Source organism: Shewanella sp. 10N.286.45.A1 (assembly GCF_041470405.1).
In the GTDB taxonomy this organism is placed as follows: Bacteria; Pseudomonadota; Gammaproteobacteria; order Enterobacterales; family Shewanellaceae; genus Shewanella.
In genome coordinates, this window is sequence record NZ_JBFRMK010000182.1 from 1 (window position 1) to 17,190 (window position 17,190).

General features: G+C 43.9%; 18 protein-coding genes and 1 tRNA gene. 15 read left to right on the top strand and 4 right to left on the bottom strand.

Going from position 1 to position 17,190, the window contains the following annotated elements; translation table 11 throughout:
• Nucleotides 1–91: 91 nt before the first annotated feature.
• Complete coding sequence (locus AB4238_RS14255) at nt 92–592, bottom strand: zinc ribbon-containing protein (protein ID WP_372034014.1); 501 nt, start codon at nt 590–592, stop codon at nt 92–94.
• Nucleotides 593–712: 120 nt separating this feature from the next.
• Here AB4238_RS14255 and leuS point away from each other — a divergent pair, with 120 nt between their 5' ends.
• From leuS to lipA, 14 genes are all read left to right on the top strand, one after another.
• Nucleotides 713–3,292: a leucine--tRNA ligase gene (gene leuS / locus AB4238_RS14260; RefSeq protein WP_372034025.1), complete on the top strand. Its 2,580-nt coding sequence runs from the start codon at nt 713–715 to the stop codon at nt 3,290–3,292.
• A 59-nt stretch (nt 3,293–3,351) separates the two neighbouring features.
• A complete protein-coding gene (lptE, locus tag AB4238_RS14265) occupies nt 3,352–3,846 on the top strand; it encodes an LPS assembly lipoprotein LptE (RefSeq protein ID WP_372034015.1) in 495 nt (164 codons plus the stop codon).
• Nucleotides 3,846–4,877: a DNA polymerase III subunit delta gene (gene holA, locus AB4238_RS14270; RefSeq protein WP_372034016.1), complete on the top strand. Its 1,032-nt coding sequence runs from the start codon at nt 3,846–3,848 to the stop codon at nt 4,875–4,877. Before lptE ends, holA begins: the two co-directional genes overlap by 1 nt.
• The gene (gene nadD, locus AB4238_RS14275; protein ID WP_372034017.1) at nt 4,877–5,560 is read left to right on the top strand and encodes a nicotinate-nucleotide adenylyltransferase; all 684 of its coding nucleotides are present in this window, start codon (nt 4,877–4,879) and stop codon (nt 5,558–5,560) included. Before holA ends, nadD begins: the two co-directional genes overlap by 1 nt.
• Before the next feature lie 93 nt (nt 5,561–5,653).
• Complete coding sequence (rsfS, locus tag AB4238_RS14280; RefSeq protein ID WP_371991924.1) at nt 5,654–5,983, top strand: ribosome silencing factor; 330 nt, start codon at nt 5,654–5,656, stop codon at nt 5,981–5,983.
• A complete protein-coding gene (rlmH, locus tag AB4238_RS14285; RefSeq protein ID WP_020913937.1) occupies nt 5,983–6,453 on the top strand; it encodes a 23S rRNA (pseudouridine(1915)-N(3))-methyltransferase RlmH in 471 nt (156 codons plus the stop codon). Before rsfS ends, rlmH begins: the two co-directional genes overlap by 1 nt.
• A gap of 84 nt (nt 6,454–6,537) precedes the next feature.
• Nucleotides 6,538–8,394, top strand: coding sequence for a penicillin-binding protein 2 (mrdA, locus tag AB4238_RS14290; protein WP_372034018.1), 1,857 nt, complete (start codon nt 6,538–6,540; stop codon nt 8,392–8,394).
• Nucleotides 8,391–9,497 carry a rod shape-determining protein RodA gene (rodA, locus tag AB4238_RS14295; protein WP_020913939.1) on the top strand — a complete coding sequence of 369 codons (1,107 nt, stop codon included), beginning with the start codon at nt 8,391–8,393 and terminating at the stop codon, nt 9,495–9,497. The genes mrdA and rodA overlap by 4 nt, the downstream gene beginning before the upstream one ends.
• 76 nt (nt 9,498–9,573) lie before the next feature.
• Nucleotides 9,574–10,572 (top strand): lytic murein transglycosylase B, encoded by a 999-nt coding sequence (gene mltB, locus AB4238_RS14300; RefSeq protein WP_372034019.1) that lies wholly within the window; start codon nt 9,574–9,576, stop codon nt 10,570–10,572.
• Nucleotides 10,559–11,347: a septal ring lytic transglycosylase RlpA family protein gene (locus tag AB4238_RS14305; RefSeq protein WP_372034020.1), complete on the top strand. Its 789-nt coding sequence runs from the start codon at nt 10,559–10,561 to the stop codon at nt 11,345–11,347. Before mltB ends, AB4238_RS14305 begins: the two co-directional genes overlap by 14 nt.
• 102 nt (nt 11,348–11,449) lie before the next feature.
• Nucleotides 11,450–12,622, top strand: coding sequence for a serine hydrolase (locus tag AB4238_RS14310; protein WP_372034021.1), 1,173 nt, complete (start codon nt 11,450–11,452; stop codon nt 12,620–12,622).
• A gap of 141 nt (nt 12,623–12,763) precedes the next feature.
• On the top strand, nt 12,764–13,030 hold the full coding sequence (ybeD, locus tag AB4238_RS14315) for a DUF493 family protein YbeD (RefSeq protein WP_371991936.1): 267 nt from the start codon (nt 12,764–12,766) through the stop codon (nt 13,028–13,030).
• 93 nt (nt 13,031–13,123) lie between these two features.
• Entirely contained in the window at nt 13,124–13,780 is a 657-nt protein-coding gene (lipB, locus tag AB4238_RS14320) for a lipoyl(octanoyl) transferase LipB (protein WP_371991938.1), read from the top strand.
• Nucleotides 13,777–14,742, top strand: coding sequence for a lipoyl synthase (gene lipA / locus AB4238_RS14325; protein ID WP_371991939.1), 966 nt, complete (start codon nt 13,777–13,779; stop codon nt 14,740–14,742). The genes lipB and lipA overlap by 4 nt, the downstream gene beginning before the upstream one ends.
• A gap of 88 nt (nt 14,743–14,830) precedes the next feature.
• On the opposite strand, the gene rimI is transcribed toward lipA, so the two are convergent.
• From rimI to AB4238_RS14340, 3 genes are all read right to left on the bottom strand, one after another.
• Complete coding sequence (rimI, locus tag AB4238_RS14330) at nt 14,831–15,268, bottom strand: ribosomal protein S18-alanine N-acetyltransferase (RefSeq protein WP_372034022.1); 438 nt, start codon at nt 15,266–15,268, stop codon at nt 14,831–14,833.
• Nucleotides 15,265–15,615, bottom strand: a complete 351-nt coding sequence (locus AB4238_RS14335; protein WP_372034023.1) for a hypothetical protein — start codon at nt 15,613–15,615, stop codon at nt 15,265–15,267. The genes rimI and AB4238_RS14335 overlap by 4 nt, the downstream gene beginning before the upstream one ends.
• Before the next feature lie 126 nt (nt 15,616–15,741).
• A tRNA-Trp gene (locus AB4238_RS14340) sits at nt 15,742–15,818 on the bottom strand.
• 316 nt (nt 15,819–16,134) lie between these two features.
• Here AB4238_RS14340 and AB4238_RS14345 point away from each other — a divergent pair.
• Nucleotides 16,135–17,088 carry a patatin family protein gene (locus AB4238_RS14345; protein WP_372034024.1) on the top strand — a complete coding sequence of 318 codons (954 nt, stop codon included), beginning with the start codon at nt 16,135–16,137 and terminating at the stop codon, nt 17,086–17,088.
• Nucleotides 17,089–17,190: the final 102 nt, after the last annotated feature.

The window sequence follows — 17,190 nt, forward strand, 5'->3', positions numbered from 1 at the left end:
CTTGTACTAGAAGCATTATTCCTTACGATAAAGAACTGAACAAAAACTAAGCTCGAAAGATCAACAGCCCCCAGTGAGTCATCAACGTGGATTATGGCGCTAATGCTTCACGAGTAAACTCATCGTTATCACACTCGGTACAATCAGAGACCACGCCAGGAAACTCTATTTTGGCCTCATGGCCACACGCGGTACAAACCATGGTTCCCTGACCAACTATCTCGCCGGTTTCATAGTATCCATGATGCTTAAAGTCCTGCGCAACTTCATGCCATTCCACCTGACTTCTATCGGTGATCTCGCTCAGCCAATGCCATAAAGTGTTCTCTACAGTGATCATTGTCGGGCTATGACTAAGGTCGGTAGCATTTTTCTCTTGTAAAAAACTGGCGATATCACGTTTTAAAAATTGTTCAACCAAAGCCAACTCTTCCGCTTTTGCTTGTTCTTTAATGGCTAAGAATTCTTTACTGCTTTGGGTCTGCTGATACAAACTCTTTACAGTCAATGAGTTATCATCACTATATTGAGCTTTAATCTGTTGAATAAGCGCCTCATAAAGCGAAAGTAACTCAATACTTTTGTCACTCATAGTAAATACTCCTTATACGAACCTTTTTAATGACTCACTTCTAGTTTATTCTATGTCGATATAACTCGCGCGAAAATAGCGCTAGATCAAATAATAGGCGGCATGGCCGGAAATAGATTGATGCAAGAGCAATATACTCCTTCTGAAATTGAAGCAAAAGTGCAACAGCACTGGAAAGACGAAAAGACATTTGAAGTTACCGAAGACGCGAACAAAGAAAAGTTCTACTGCCTTTCTATGTTTCCCTACCCTTCTGGTCGACTACACATGGGCCATGTACGTAACTACACCATAGGTGATGTAGTTGCACGTTACCAGCGCCTGCAAGGCAAAAATGTTCTACAACCTATTGGTTGGGACTCATTTGGTCTGCCAGCTGAAAACGCAGCGATTAAGAACAATACCGCACCTGCACCATGGACCTATGAGAACATAGATTACATGAAGAACCAGCTTAAAATGCTTGGTTTCGGTTATGACTGGTCACGTGAAATTGCCACCTGTACACCAGAGTACTACCGTTGGGAACAATGGTTCTTCACTAAGCTTTATGAAAAAGGCTTGGTTTATAAGAAGACCGCCAACGTCAACTGGTGTCCAAATGATGAAACTGTTCTGGCTAACGAACAAGTTATCGACGGCTGCTGCTGGCGCTGTGATACCACAGTTGAGCAGAAAGAGATCCCACAGTGGTTTATTAAAATTACTGAGTATGCCGACGAGCTGCTAAAAGATATCGATCAGCTGGATGAGTGGCCAGAGCAAGTTAAGACCATGCAGCGTAACTGGATCGGTCGTAGTGAAGGTATCGAGATGACCTTCCAAGTTGCCGACAGCGACCAAAGCTTTGATATCTACACCACACGACCAGATACTGTTATGGGCGTAACCTACGTGGCTATTGCTGCAGCGCACCCTCTTGCTAAGCAAGCTGCAGCCAACAACCCTGCATTAGCTGAGTTTATCGAAGAGTGTAACAATGCTGATACCACCGAAGCCGCTATGGCAGCGATGGAAAAGAAAGGCGTGGCGACAGGTCTTAATGCAATCCATCCTCTGACAGGTAAAGAAGTGCCTATCTGGGTTGGTAACTTTGTATTGATGAACTACGGTACTGGTGCAGTCATGTCTGTGCCAGCGCACGATCAACGTGATTACGAGTTCGCTAAGAAGTACGGCCTCACTATCGAAGGCGTCGTTAAGCCTGTTGATAACGAGCTAGATATTAGCGAAGAAGCCTACACTGAAAAAGGTGTATTGTTTAACTCTGGCGAGTTTGACGGTCTTGATTTCCAAGCCGCTTTTGATGCTATCGATGCCAAGCTTAGCGCTGAAGGCAAAGGTAAGCGCCAAGTGAACTTCCGTCTACGTGACTGGGGTGTTTCACGTCAACGCTACTGGGGTGCACCTATCCCGATGGTGACTCTGGCTGACGGTACTGTGATGCCTACACCAGAAGAGCAGCTGCCAGTTATCCTGCCTGAAGATGTGGTTATGGATGGTATTCAGAGCCCAATCAAAGCCGATAAAGAGTGGGCTAAGACCACTATTAACGGCCAGGAAGCGTTCCGTGAAACCGATACCTTTGACACCTTTATGGAGTCATCTTGGTATTACGCTCGCTACTGTAGCCCACATGCAGATGAGATGCTTGATCCAGCTAAAGCAAACTACTGGCTACCTGTCGATCAATATATTGGTGGTATCGAGCATGCTTGTATGCACCTATTGTATTTCCGTTTCTTCCATAAGTTGTTGCGTGATACAGGATTGGTTAACTCTGACGAGCCAGCTAAGCGACTACTGACTCAAGGTATGGTATTAGCCGATGCTTACTACTATAACAATGAGAAAGGCGCACGCGTTTGGGTTGCCCCAAGTGATGTGACTGTACTTGAAACTGATGACAAAGGCCGTACCGTAAAAGCTGTTGATAGCGAAGGTAATGAACTGGTTTATACCGGTATGAGCAAGATGTCTAAGTCTAAGAATAACGGTATCGACCCACAAGAGATGGTTGATAAATACGGTGCAGATACCGTTCGTTTATTCATGATGTTCGCAGCGCCACCAGAGCTAACGCTTGAGTGGCAAGAATCAAGTGTTGAAGGTGCACACCGCTTTATTAAGCGTTTATGGAAAACAGCACACGATCATGTTGCAGCAGGCCCGACTGTAGCGCTTGATGTTAAGTCACTCAATGCAGCTCAAAAAGAGTTACGTCGTGAACTTCACAAGACTATCGCTAAAGTGGGTGATGATATTGAACGTCGCCAAATGTTCAATACCGCCATTGCATCAGTAATGGAGTTGATGAACCGCTTACAAAAAGCGCCAACAGATTCAGAGCAAGACAGAGCGTTAATGCAAGAAGCATTAAGTGCTGTCACGCGTCTGCTTTACCCTATTATTCCACACACCAGCTTTAGCTTGTGGAATGAACTCGGTAACACAGGTGCGATTGAAGATGTACTATGGCCAGAGGTTGATGAATCAGCACTTGTTGAAGACAGCAAGCTAATCATCGTTCAGGTTAACGGTAAACTACGCGCTAAAATTACTGTAGCAGCTGACGCAACTAAAGACGTGGTTGAAGCAGCAGGTATGGCCGAAGAGGGTGTGGTTAAGCACACTGAAGGTAAAACCGTTCGTAAAGTTATCTACGTACCGGGCAAACTGCTCAATATCGTCGCTAACTAAAGCCGACCCATGCACTTTGCCTTTGGCAAAGTGCAAACAAGGAAGACGAATCAAAGCTTATGCTAATTAAACGCATATTTTCAGCAATCTTAGCACTGAGTATTTTGCTCAGTGCGGGTTGCGGCTTTAAATTACAGGGTAGCTACTCTATCCCTGAACAGTTGCAAACATTAAGCTTAACCAGTCAAGATGAGTACAGTGAGCTGACTCGTTTAGTGCGTGAGCGTTTAAGGCTAAACAGTATTGCAGTTGTTGATCCCGCTGATAACATTCCAACTATCCGTATCATTAGTGACTCGCTCGATCGCTCAACCCTGTCTATCTACCCAACGGGTAATGTGGCCGAGTATGAGCTTATCTACCAGGTCTCGTTTGCAGTACAGTTGCCTCAAGCTGAATCACAACGTTTTGAAGTTGATATTCATCGCGACTATTTGGATGATCCCCGCACAGCGCTTGCCAAGAGTAGAGAGATGCAATTACTACTCAAAGAGATGCGTAACCAGGCGGCTGACCGTATAATCCAAATTTTGGCTGCTACAGAGGTTAATTGATGCGGGTCTACCCAGATCAGTTGCAGCGAAACCTTAGCCCACTCCCCCAGTGTTGTCTCATCTTTGGTGACGATCCTTGGCTGTGTGAGCAGAGTCGTGCCACTTTACACCAAATAGCTAAACAGCAAGGCTTCGATGAAAAGATTCAATTAACTCAAGAAACTGGATTCAGTTGGAATGAATTAATTGAGCAGTGGCAAGCGATGAGCCTTTTCTCTAGTCGTCGTATCATTGAGCTCACCCTCCCTACAGCAAAGCCCGGAACAGAGGGAAGCGCTATGTTTCAATCATTAATGCAGATGGATAATCCAGATGTATTGCTGATTTTAACCGGGCCTAAACTCGCCGCAGAACAAACCAAAAGTAAGTGGTTCAAATCACTCGATGCAAAAGGTGTTTACGTGCCTTGTATCACACCTGAGGGTGCTCAGTTCCAACGTTGGCTAGATGGCAGGATTAGCCATTACTCGTTGACGTTATCGCGTGATTCTCGAGAGATGCTATTTGCACTCTATGAGGGAAACTTACTCGCAGCAGATCAAGCCTTACAGCTCTTACAATTACTGAGCCCAACTGCACCTATCGAGCCTGAACAATTAACTCAGTATTTTGAAGACCAATCACGCTTTAGCGTGTTCCAGCTAACAGATGCGATGTTAAGTAACCAGCAAGATAAAGCGCAGCATATACTGTCACAACTAAAGAGCGAAGGTGTGGCGATGCCAATAATACTCTGGTCGCTTTTTAAAGAACTTAGCGTTTTATTGCAACTCAAAACAGCAGAAGCAAACGGACAAGCACTGCAAGGTCTTTGGAGTAAACTGCGCATTTGGGACAAACGTAAACCTTTATATCAACAAGCGATTAAACGTCTGTCACTCGTGCAAGTCGAAACCCTACTATCGACCTCATCAAGGTTAGAGTTAAAACTTAAACAGCAAGGTATTGAGGATTGGACAGGTCTTAGCCATATCAGTCTACTATTTGATGCTAACGCCCACGACGCACTTAAACATATAGCGCTCGACTAATGAGAATTGGTATTTTGGGTGGCACCTTCGATCCCATACACTTTGGCCATATTCGACCAGCACTTGAAGTGCAACAGCAACTTGCACTAGATGAAGTCTGGTTGATGCCAAATCATATTCCACCACACAAAAGTGGCACTCACGTCAGTACTGATGACCGCTTGGCAATGGCACAACTTGTATGCGATGCTTTTCCACCGCTTAAGCTATGTGCGATTGAAGCGTTGCGAGAAAGCCCGTCTTATACCGTGACAACATTGCAAGCGCTCAAGCAACAATATCCTCAACATGAATTCTACTTTCTAATGGGAATGGACTCATTTTTGGGATTACAAAGTTGGTACCATTGGCAAGGTATATTTGAGCTGTGCCATCTTGTGGTTTGCCAGCGCCCAGGTTCTATTTTGTCAGATGATCATCCTATGCATGATGTGCTGGCAAAACGCGAGAGTGCCCTCATGGCTCCATTTGAAACTGAATCAATTGAAGCGAGTATTGCGACTAACACCGGGAAAATCTTCCGAGTCTCGGTCACCGAGCAACCTTTTTCATCCACGCAAGTACGAACAGACCTCGAGCAAGGATTAGCAATCGAAGACGCTTTACCTGTCTGTATTCAACTATATATAAAGCAGCATCAGTTATATGCTCCAAAAGCCCGCAATTCACCACAAAAATCTTAAGCGTTAAAGTCACTATTTCTAATCTTCGCTATTAATCTACTACCTATTACCTGCTATACTATCGCGCTGTCTAAAAATTAATGGGGTATCCGCGTGGAAAGCGCCGAGCTAAAGCAATTTGTAATCGATAAGGTTGAAGACCTTAAAGCTAAAGATATTGTCGTCATGGACGTATCTGAGAAATCTAACATCGCCGATTTTATGGTCGTTTGTACAGGTAACTCAAAAACACATGTTAAAGCAATCGCTGAGAATTTAGTGGTTGAATCAAAACGTGCAGGCCTAAATATTTTAGGTGTCGAAGGCCGCGAAAGCAGCGAATGGGTTCTTGTTGACCTAGGCGACGTCATCATGCACGTAATGCAAGACCAAACTCGTGACTTCTACCAGCTTGAAAAGCTATGGTCAGAAAAACCTGAATAATGAAAATTCAGTTAGTTGCAGTTGGAACCCGCATGCCAGACTGGGTCGAAACAGGTTTTAAGGAATACCAGCGCCGCTTTCCTCGAGATATGGCGCTTGAGTTAATTGAAATCCCCGCTGGCAAACGCGGTAAAAATGCCGATATAGCTCGTATCCTCCAAAAAGAGGGCGAGTTAATGTTGGCTGCAATCCCAAAAGGCAATCATATCGTTAGCCTCGATCTCCCAGGTAAAAACCTGAAGACTCCTGAGCTGGCACAACAGATGAATAAATGGCTACTCGATGGCCGTGACGTTAGTCTGTTAATTGGTGGGCCAGAGGGACTCTCTCCAGACTGTAAAAAAGCAGCAGCACAAAGCTGGTGCTTATCAGCGTTAACTCTCCCCCACCCTTTGGTTAGAGTGATTGTTGCAGAAAGCCTTTACCGAGGCTGGAGTATTAACAATAATCATCCCTACCATAGAGAATAATATCGACTTTACATTCAGTTAGTCTTACCTTAGCAGGGCTAAGATATGTGCTTGGCACCTTTTTTTGAGCAGGAGAAAATGTAAGTGTCCCCTAGAAAGCGCATCACCATGAACGACCATGCAGCTGAAGCTTCGCTGTTTAAACGTCGCGCTCTATTTACTTTCCTTTGTGTTGTCATTCTGCTGAGCTTGCTGTTAGTCAACCTCTACCAACTGCAGATCCTCTCTTATAAAGATTATGCGACACGTTCAAACGACAACCGCATCCGAGTCGTCCCCGTCGCCCCTAGCCGCGGACTGATCTATGACAGGCACGGCAAACTGCTGGCAGAAAACCAACCTTTTTTCTCTTTAGAAATGGTGCCAGAGAAAGTCAAAAACATCAGCGAAACGTTAGATAAATTAAGTAACGTGATCTCTCTTTCTGACGATGAAAAAGAGACTGTAATCGAAGCGCTTAAATATCACCGACGCTTCAAACCGCTAACCATCAAAAATAGACTCACCGAAGAGCAAGTGGCCGAATTTAGCGTCAACCAGCATCAGTTCCCTGGTTTTTCTATTGAAGCCGGTCTCAAACGTCATTATCCCTATAATGGCTTGATGACACACGCTTTAGGTTATGTTGGCAAAATCAATAGCCGCGATAGAACCTCGCTTGAGAAAAATAATAAGTGGAGTAATTACGCCGCAACTAAAGATATCGGAAAACAGGGTATCGAAAAGTTTTATGAAAGCATGCTGCTCGGCAAGCCCGGTCACCTCGAAGAGGAGGTTAATAACCGTGGACGAACGATTCGCACACTAAAGTCAGAGCCGCCGACTCCAGGGCTAGATATCCAACTCACTTTAGATCTCAATCTACAAAAGAAAGCCATGGAGCTACTCAATGGACGGAGAGGATCAGTCGTCGCCATCGATCCAAGAGATGGTGGGATCCTTGCTCTTTTATCCAGCCCAACTTATGACCCAAACCAGTTCGTACATGGAATAAGCAGCAAAGCCTACAATGAACTGCTCAACTCCAGATCACGGCCATTAATCAACCGTGCTACCCAAGGGCAATATGCCCCCGCTTCTACAGTAAAGCCGCATCTCGCACTGCTTGGGTTAGAAAATAAAACCGTGAATATTAAAACACGTATTTGGGACCCAGGCTTTTGGCAGATCCCTGGTGTTGAGCGTAAGTATCGAGACTGGAAGCGATGGGGCCACGGTTGGGTAGATGTGAACAGTGCTATTGTGAGTTCATGTGATACCTACTTCTATGACTTAGCTTATAAGACTGGCGTTGATGCTATTGCAAACTTTATGGAACCATTTGGTTTTGGAGAGCGCACCGGTGTCGATATTTTTGAAGAGTCAGCAGGCATCATGCCATCTAAAGATTGGAAGCGTCTGCGCTATAACCAACCTTGGTATATTGGCGATACTATCTCGGTCGGTATTGGCCAAGGCTATTGGACCACAACCCCGCTACAGCTCGCTAATGCTACAGCAATTATGGCAAATAAAGGCCGCCGTTTTGTGCCTCATTTACTCAAATCGATTCAAGACCAAACGGCTAAAATTGATACGCCTGCAGATGAACTTGCACCGATTGTGCTCAAAGATCCAAAAAACTGGGACATCATAAACGAAGCTATGCGTGACACAGCCCATAAGTCACGTTTCACTGATGCCCAGTACACCGCAGCGATGAAGACAGGTACCGCGCAAGTATTCAGTGTGGCAGAAGATGCTAAGTATGATGCAGAGACTATTGACGAACACTTGCGAGATAACGCTTTGATTATTGCCTATGCTCCCTATGAAAACCCCAAAATTGTTCTGGCGGTAGTGCTTGAGAATGCCGGTTGGGGCGGTGCAAATGCTGGCCCTGTTGCACGTGCTCTGCTTGATGAGTATTTACTAAGAGATTCATGGGATGACGAAAAATGAGTGCTCATAACAACCGCCCTAATATTTGGCAACGTCTGCATATCGATCTGCCGCTATTAATCGGCTTGCTTGCACTGATGGGCTTCGGGCTTGTCGTTATCTACTCTGCAGGTGGCGAAGATCTAGCACTGATGGATCGCCAGTTAGTTCGTATGGGCCTATCGCTAGTCATTATGTTTGCAGTAGCGCAGATTAACCCTGAGATCCTACGGCGATGGGCATTCCCTATCTATATAGCGGGAATAATTTTGCTGCTCGGAGTGCACTTTTTTGGTGAGATAAACAAAGGAGCACAGCGCTGGCTCAATCTTGGGTTTATGGAGTTTCAGCCCTCAGAGCTAATCAAGCTAGCATTCCCGATAACCATGGCATGGTATATCAGTAAGTTTCCACTGCCACCGAAAAAGCGCTATTTAGCAGGTGCTATTGTTATCTTATTAGTACCCACTCTACTTATTGCCAAACAGCCAGATTTGGGCACCTCAATTTTGGTTGCTGCTTCTGGTATATTTGTCCTGTTTCTTTCGGGCATGAGTTGGCGGATTGTTGGTGGTTGTATTGGCGCAGTATTAGCCATGCTACCAGCACTTTGGTTTTTCTTTATGCATGACTACCAACGTACACGCGTCATGACACTACTCGACCCAGAAAAAGATCCTCTTGGTGCTGGCTATCATATTATTCAGTCGAAGATCGCCATTGGTTCAGGTGGTCTCTGGGGTAAAGGCTGGCTCGATGGAACACAATCGCAACTTGAGTTTTTACCTGAGCGCCACACTGACTTTATCTTTGCCGTGATTGGCGAGGAGTTTGGGCTTATCGGCAGTTTACTGCTGCTAACGCTGTATCTATATGTTATTGGCCGCGGCCTTGTGATTGCTTCACGTGCCCAAACTAGCTTTGCTCGCTTACTCGCAGGGAGTATTACTTTAACTTTCTTCGTTTACATTTTTGTAAACATCGGCATGGTTTCAGGATTATTACCTGTAGTAGGTGTACCTCTGCCACTGATAAGTTATGGTGGTACCTCGATGCTGACATTAATGACTGGATTTGGGATCTTAATGAGTATCCATACTCATAGACGCTTCATTGATAGATAACTGACTCACGTTAAAAATTCACTCGCTGGTGCTTAAATTTATTGGCTCCAGTTGAAGTATAAGGATTGTAAAACAGATGAAACTGTTGAATCGTATTCTAGCGCCCATAGCGCTGACTCTTTTATCAAGCTCCGTATTCGCAGATCCAATCGAGCCTAGTGTTGCTGAACTTAAAGCAGAGTTTATGCAGACTCAAAACGCTAAAGGTTTTAGCGACGAAGCAACTCAGGCATTTATTGCTAATGCCGAATTTAACCAAGCCGTCATTGATGCGATGACCAAGCCATGGGAAGCTAAGCCTTGGCATCAGTACTACCCTATTTTCCTAACCGAAAAACGCTTAGATGCAGGACTTAAGTTCTGGAAAGAGCATGCTGATACCATAAAAAGAGCCTCTAAAGAGTTTGATGTCGACCCACAGATTATTGTTGCCATAATTGGAATTGAAACCTTCTATGGCGGCTATATGGGCAACTACCCAGTTAAAGATGCTCTATATACGCTGGGCTTTCACTATCCGCCAAGAGCGACTTTCTTCAGAAAAGAGTTTGCCAATTTGCAAGAGCTTGTCAAAGAAGAAAACCTTGATATTAATAATCTAAAAGGTAGCTACGCGGGTGCAATGGGTTACGGTCAATTTATCCCATCCAGTTACCGACACTACTCCGTTGACTTTGATAACGACGGTAGCCGTGACCTCCTTAATAGTCCTGTCGATGCCATTGGCAGTGTCGCCAACTACTTCCATCAACATGGGTGGCAGAAAAATCAGCCAGTAGCGCTGGAATTAACGTTAAATAAAGCATTACCTGCTACAGTGAAAACTTGGGCTGGAGAGAAAATGCACTACCAAATTGCAGATATTTTATCTCCCAATGTCGCACTCGCTAAATCAATGGACATCGATATTTCCCAGCCTGGTCTAGTGATCAAACTTGAACAGCAAGATCATGATGAATATTGGTTAGGTCTGAAGAACTTTTATGTCATCACCCGCTATAACCGCAGCCCTTTGTACGCAATGGCGGTATACCAGTTTAGCCAGGAACTTAAGCAAGCTTATGCAACGTATTAATCTTCTCCTTATTCTCTTCATCGCAGGCTTGCTAGCAGCCTGTTCGAGTAGTGATAAAAGCCGTTACGATATTGCTGACGATAGAGCGCCAACATCAGCACCGGACGTTTCAAAAGTTGAAGATGCACATCCCAAATTTGAGCCTTATAGCCGTGGTGGTAATAGAAAGAACTACACGGTTTTAGGCAAAAATTATCAAGTAATGGATAGTGGTGAAGGTTACCAAGCTAAGGGGATTGCTTCGTGGTATGGCAGTAAGTTTCATGGCCATTTGACCTCTAACGGTGAAACCTATGATATGTACTCTATGTCAGCGGCGCACAAGAGCTTACCGTTACCGAGTTACGTCAAAGTCACCAATCTTAAGAATAACAAAACAGTCATTGTTAGGGTGAATGACCGCGGTCCATTTCACGAAGATCGACTCATCGATTTATCCTATGCTGCCGCTCACAGACTAGACATGCTTAAAACAGGCACAGCAAATGTGAGCCTAGAGGTTATCTATATTGCAGATCCCGAATCAATTGCATTGGCAGAATTGAAAGGCACTGAGCTCCACTTTATCCAAGTTGTGGCATCTTCTAACAAGTCCCGCTTAGAGCTACTTGCGAAAGATCTTGAGCAAAAGTATCAAGTTAATAGCCGACTACAACAGTCTAATAATTTATACCGTTTGCAGCTGGGACCCATAGGTCAACAGCAGCTAGCCACAAAACTGACGGAAAAACTTAAACAGCAGGGTTACCCACAAAGCTATTTAATCACTGAATGAAACAAGATTAATGAACCTATGGCGAATTACCTTGTCGACTAATGATATACTTTGTGGAACTTCGCTTCATCTTACCTAAACATAAAGACGTGCATTATTAATATGAATTTATTAAACCAACCACTAAAAACGCTTTTGCTCGCGACCTCAGTCGCCGCCTTTTCTGCACAAGCAGCTCCTGTTGTAACCCCTAATGCACCAACTGTTGCAGCCAAAGCATATGTCCTTTTGGACTACAATACCGGGCAGATTATTGCTGAAAACAATGCCTATGAGAGCCTAAACCCTGCCAGCTTGACTAAAATGATGACCAGTTATGTTATTGGTCATGAGATAAAAGTAGGTAATGTATCGCCATCAGATGAAGTCACCATTAGCAAAAATGCTTGGTCAAAAAACTTCCCTGATTCATCAAAAATGTTTATCGAAGTAGGCAAGACAGTCTCAGTAGAAGAGCTTAACAAAGGCATCATTATCCAGTCTGGTAATGACGCTTGTGTTGCGATGGCTGAGCACATTGCTGGCACCGAAGATGGCTTTGTTGATCTAATGAATTCATGGGCAAAGCAGCTTGGTATGCAAGACAGCTACTTTGAAAACTCTCACGGTCTAGATTCAGATAATCACAAGACCACCGCCTACGATATGGCAATTTTAGGTGCGGCTATCATTCGCGACGTCCCAGAAGAGTATGCCGTTTATAAAGAGAAATCCTTTACTTATAACGGCATCAAACAATATAACCGTAATGGTCTTTTATGGGATAAAAGCCTAAATGTAGATGGCATTAAAACTGGTCACACTTCGGGTGCGGGTTACAACCTAGTGACCTCAGCAACAAAAGATGGCATGCGTTTAATCTCTGTTGTTATGGGCACTAAGAGTGAAACAGCCCGTAAAGCAGAAAGCAAAAAGTTGCTTAACTATGGTTTCCGTTTCTTTGAAACTGTGACTCCATACCAAGCCGGCGATAGTTTTGTTACCCAAAAGATTTGGTACGGCGACAGAGAAACAATTGATTTGGGTGTCACTACAGATACACCAATTACGATTAGCCGCGGTCAAGCTAAAAACTTGCAAGCTAACTTTGAACTCACCAAAGAGTTAAAAGCGCCAATAGCTAAAGGCGAAACAGTTGGTCGTATCTACTTCCAGCTAAATGGCAAAGATATAGCGCAGTTCCCACTGGTCACCTTACAAGAAGTAAATGAAGGTAGCTGGTTTAGTCAGTTAATGGACTACTTTAAGCAGATGTTCGAAGGCTGGTTCAGCTAACAGCACCAATGCAGATAGAAGCCACCTTAGGGTGGCTTCTTGCGTTTAGTCACGCTGAATTTACTTGTAGCGAGATAACTAACCTTGAATTAGTTATAATTAGCACCATATTAAGGTTATTGAAATTGTCGAGAGTAAAAAATGTTAGATACTAAATTTGATGAATTAATGGAGTTTCCAGCCTCTTTTCCATTTAAAGTTGTCGGTGACGCTAGTGATACCTTACAAGACCGTGTGCTTGCCGTTGTACAAAGTCTAGCGCCAGGTGATTATGCGCCTTCAACCAAAGCCTCAAGCAAGGGGACATACTATTCAGTAACTATCCGTGTCACAGTTACTAGTAAAGAGCAGATTGAGAAATTGTACACTCAACTTGCCGAACTTGAAGGTGTTAAGCGCGTCTTATAAATATTACTCATTACTGATAAATGTGATCTGTCTTACATTTATCAATTTGAGGCGTATAATAGCGGCACTTATATTTGAGGGGAGAGGTTGCCCTTGCAAGAAAGCACTTTGCATATTCGCCATTTGGGTCGCCAAGATTACGAATCAGTGTGGCATGCTATGCAGCACTACACCGATAATCGTGATGAAAATAGCCAAGATGAGATCTGGGTTGTTGAGCACACGCCTGTATTTACTCAAGGCCAAGCAGGTAAGAGTGAGCACATCTTGAATCCTGGTGATATTCCAGTGATCCAAGTAGATCGTGGTGGGCAAGTTACTTACCACGGTCCAGGGCAATTGGTTGTTTATCCTCTACTTGATATCAAGCGCCTAAAAGTGGGCGTACGCCAACTTGTTACTCACATCGAACAAAGTATCGTCAACATGCTAAAACGCTATGATGTAGAAGCTTATGCAAAAGCCGATGCACCAGGTGTATATGTTGAAGAGCGTAAAATTGCATCTCTAGGTCTTAGGATCAGAAAAGGATGCTCTTTCCATGGATTGGCCCTAAACGTGGATATGGACATGTCCCCTTTTCAACGCATCAATCCATGTGGCTATGCCGGCATGGAAATGATCCAATGCAAACAGCTCGGCGGACCACAAACCGTTGAAGAAGCTGGCAAGCAATTAGTTGAAACCCTTAGCCAAGAGCTCGGTTTAGCAGACCTAGTTCACCATCAAGGATTACCTGAGTCATTATGAATAGGCCTGAAAGATTACAACCTGGTGTTAAGTTAAGAGATGCCGATAAAGTTTCGCGCATTCCAGTGAAAGTAGTACCATCTGAGCGTGAAACAATGCTTAGAAAACCTGACTGGTTACGTGTAAAACTTCCCGCATCGAATCAACGTATTACAGAGATAAAACAGGCGCTACGTAAAAATGGCCTCCACTCTGTCTGTGAAGAAGCCTCGTGTCCTAACCTCTCGGAATGTTTCAACCACGGAACAGCAACCTTTATGATTTTAGGCGCGATCTGTACTCGTCGTTGCCCTTTTTGTGATGTTGCACATGGCCGACCGCTTAAACCGGATGCTGAAGAGCCTAAGAAACTCGCTCAAACCATTAAAGACATGAAGCTAAAATACGTGGTGATTACTTCTGTCGATCGTGACGATCTACGTGATGGCGGCGCTCAGCATTTTGCTGATTGTATTCGTGAAATTCGACTGCTCAACCCCGAAATCAAAATTGAAACCTTAGTACCAGATTTCCGCGGTCGCATCGATAAAGCACTCGACATCATAGCGACTGAGCCACCAGATGTGTTTAATCACAATCTAGAAACGGCACCTATGCATTACCGTAAAGCGCGTCCTGGTGCCAACTATCAATGGTCACTTGATCTATTGAAAAAGTTTAAAGAACGTCACCCTGATGTGCCAACTAAATCCGGTTTGATGATGGGTCTTGGCGAAAGCAATGAAGAGATCGCTCAAGTTCTGCATGACCTTCGCGCCCATAACGTTGAGATGCTGACCTTAGGCCAATACTTGCAGCCATCTAAATTCCACTTACCAGTAGAACGTTATGTGTCGCCTGCAGAGTTTGATGAATTAAAGGATTTAGCAGAGAGTATTGGTTTCACACATGCAGCCTGTGGTCCTCTAGTACGCTCAAGCTACCATGCAGATCTGCAAGCGCAGGGCAAGGAAGTAAAATAATTTTACGTATGCTCTACCGATTAAACAGACTAATTGGTAATAACAACAAAAAATAGCGCCGTTTGGCGCTATTTTTTTATTGTTGAATTTATAAAGTTAAGGACATCAGCATCGCGTCTTCAGTGCCACTATCAGTTTTGTAATAACCTTTACGGGTACCTGAGCGTTCAAAGCCTGTTTTAGCATACAAGGCTTGTGCAGCGGCTGCAGACTCACGAACCTCAAGCAATAGTACTTCAGCATCATTTTTTCGAGCAAGGCTTACTACATTATCAAGCAGTGCCTTACCATAACCTTTCCCTTGGTGTGAAGGCTCCACACAAATATCCATCAAGGTCGCATCCTCAAAGATTTGATGCAGGATCGTAAAACCACACAGCTCATCGCCCTGATAAATACCTGTACATGTATAAAGCTCACCAAAGCAACTCTTAATCGTAGACTCTGTCATCGGGTGGCTATGGGCTCTAGTCGCGATAAGAGCCATTTCAGGCGTTAATTCGCTTGAAAGAGCAACTAGATTCATAAAGTATCCTTAGGCTTCAAAAATGGCTGCATATTGCGCCATAGTGCTTTTTTAGCTTCAGGATTCGATTCAATCTCATTAATAGGCGCAGAGAGTAATATCTCAGTGCTAGGCGATGATTGTTTACCACGCATATCCCAAATCACTTTTACATTGGCTTCAACATTTGATGCAAAGCGAACATGCTCACGATCGTAACCCATCATCTCTAATACCTTAGTGATGATCGGACTGCTCGTTTCGGTAAGCCGACGAGGATTCACTAGCACCACAGATAATTCGGGTTTTAATTCTGGCTTGATCCAACGGGTAACTCCCATCGCATCTAAGTAATCACTCGACTTCATATAAGACCAAAAAGTAAAAGGGACAAATAAGAATAACAGTTCACTTGTAGAATTGTGAAGGCATCTGACATTTAGTTAAATCCTAGATGCAAAAAAGCCGAGCTAATGCTCGGCTTTTTCTATATTTGGCAGGGGTGGGGAGATTCGAACTCACAACATCCGGTTTTGGAGACCGGCGCTCTACCAATTGGAGCTACACCCCTGTTGACGAGACGCATTATGCGTAAACTGGCCTAAAAGGTAAAGTACTTTTTCAAGCTAAAGTTACCGACTGCTCTCTTTTCAATCAAAACGACTGAACCAAGTACATTTAGCACACAAAGCCGTTCCTATTGGGCCTAAAAGTACACTTCTACGGCAACGAACACTTTTAAAAGAATGGTGATAGATAAACTCTATCTGAGCAATTTGTTTAATCAATTATACAACAAGATCAGTAAGCGCTAAATTTGCCTTAATTCTAACCAAGCTCGTATCGTATAACCAATGCGCCAAGCTTTAACATCCCAGAGAGTAACAATGATGGCTAGTGACACTAATACTCCCATAGCCCAAACGGCTTTGGTCGCTGAGGGTGGGGGTCAACGAGGTATTTTTACTGCGGGAATCTTGGATAGCTGGTTAGAGCAAAACTTCAATCCTTTTAGCTTATTAATAGGAACATCAGCAGGAGCTCAAAACTTATCGAGTTATGTCACCCAGCAAGCAGGTTTTGCACATCGCTCAATTACTGAGTTTTCAAGTGATCCTAAGTTTTTTAGCTTGAGTCGGCCACTAAAGGGACAAAGTACAGTTGATCTCGACTGGTATTTTGACCAAGTGAACAGCAAATCGAAATCTAAAGTTAACATTCAACTCGATACTAATAAGGGTCTTCAAGAGTTAAACAGGCGGCAGTTACTGATATCGACTACCAATAGTTCAAATTACCAAGCTAGCTTTTACAAACCGAATAAAGACAATTGGCTAACATTGCTTAAAGCTTCTAGTGCTTTGCCCATGTTATATAGAGAAGGGGTCAAAATTGATGACGATTACCAAGTTGACGGTGGGCTTTCTGCACCACTCCCTGTAGAAGAAGCTTATAAGCGCGGAGCGAAGAAAATTGTAGTGCTACGGACCTTACCCAGAGAATATGCGGCTCATACACCATGGATAAATAGGTTAAAATCTTGGGTCTGCACGTCAAACCATTGCCCAAAAGCCATCGATTTCTTTGTACACCACGAATATGCCTACCGAGATGCACTGCGCTTTATAGAATCTCCGCCTAGTGATCTTGAGATCATCCAAATATTCCCTAATAGGAGTCTCAAAAGCAAGTTAATTGGCAGTAAGAAAATTGCATTACAATCTGATTACTTACTTGGTAAGCAGGCTGGAGCAGCGTTTATCAAGCGACACGCTAACACTTTAACCCAAACTCCTTCGGCGAGCATTACCGCTCCACGTAGAATATTACGTTACTGCTAGTAACTGTTGGTAGACCTTAATAGTTCATCAATTATAAATCGCAGACGTAAAAAAGCCCGTTGCGTTAGCAACGGGCTTTCTCGTATTAGGCGCCTGGAAATG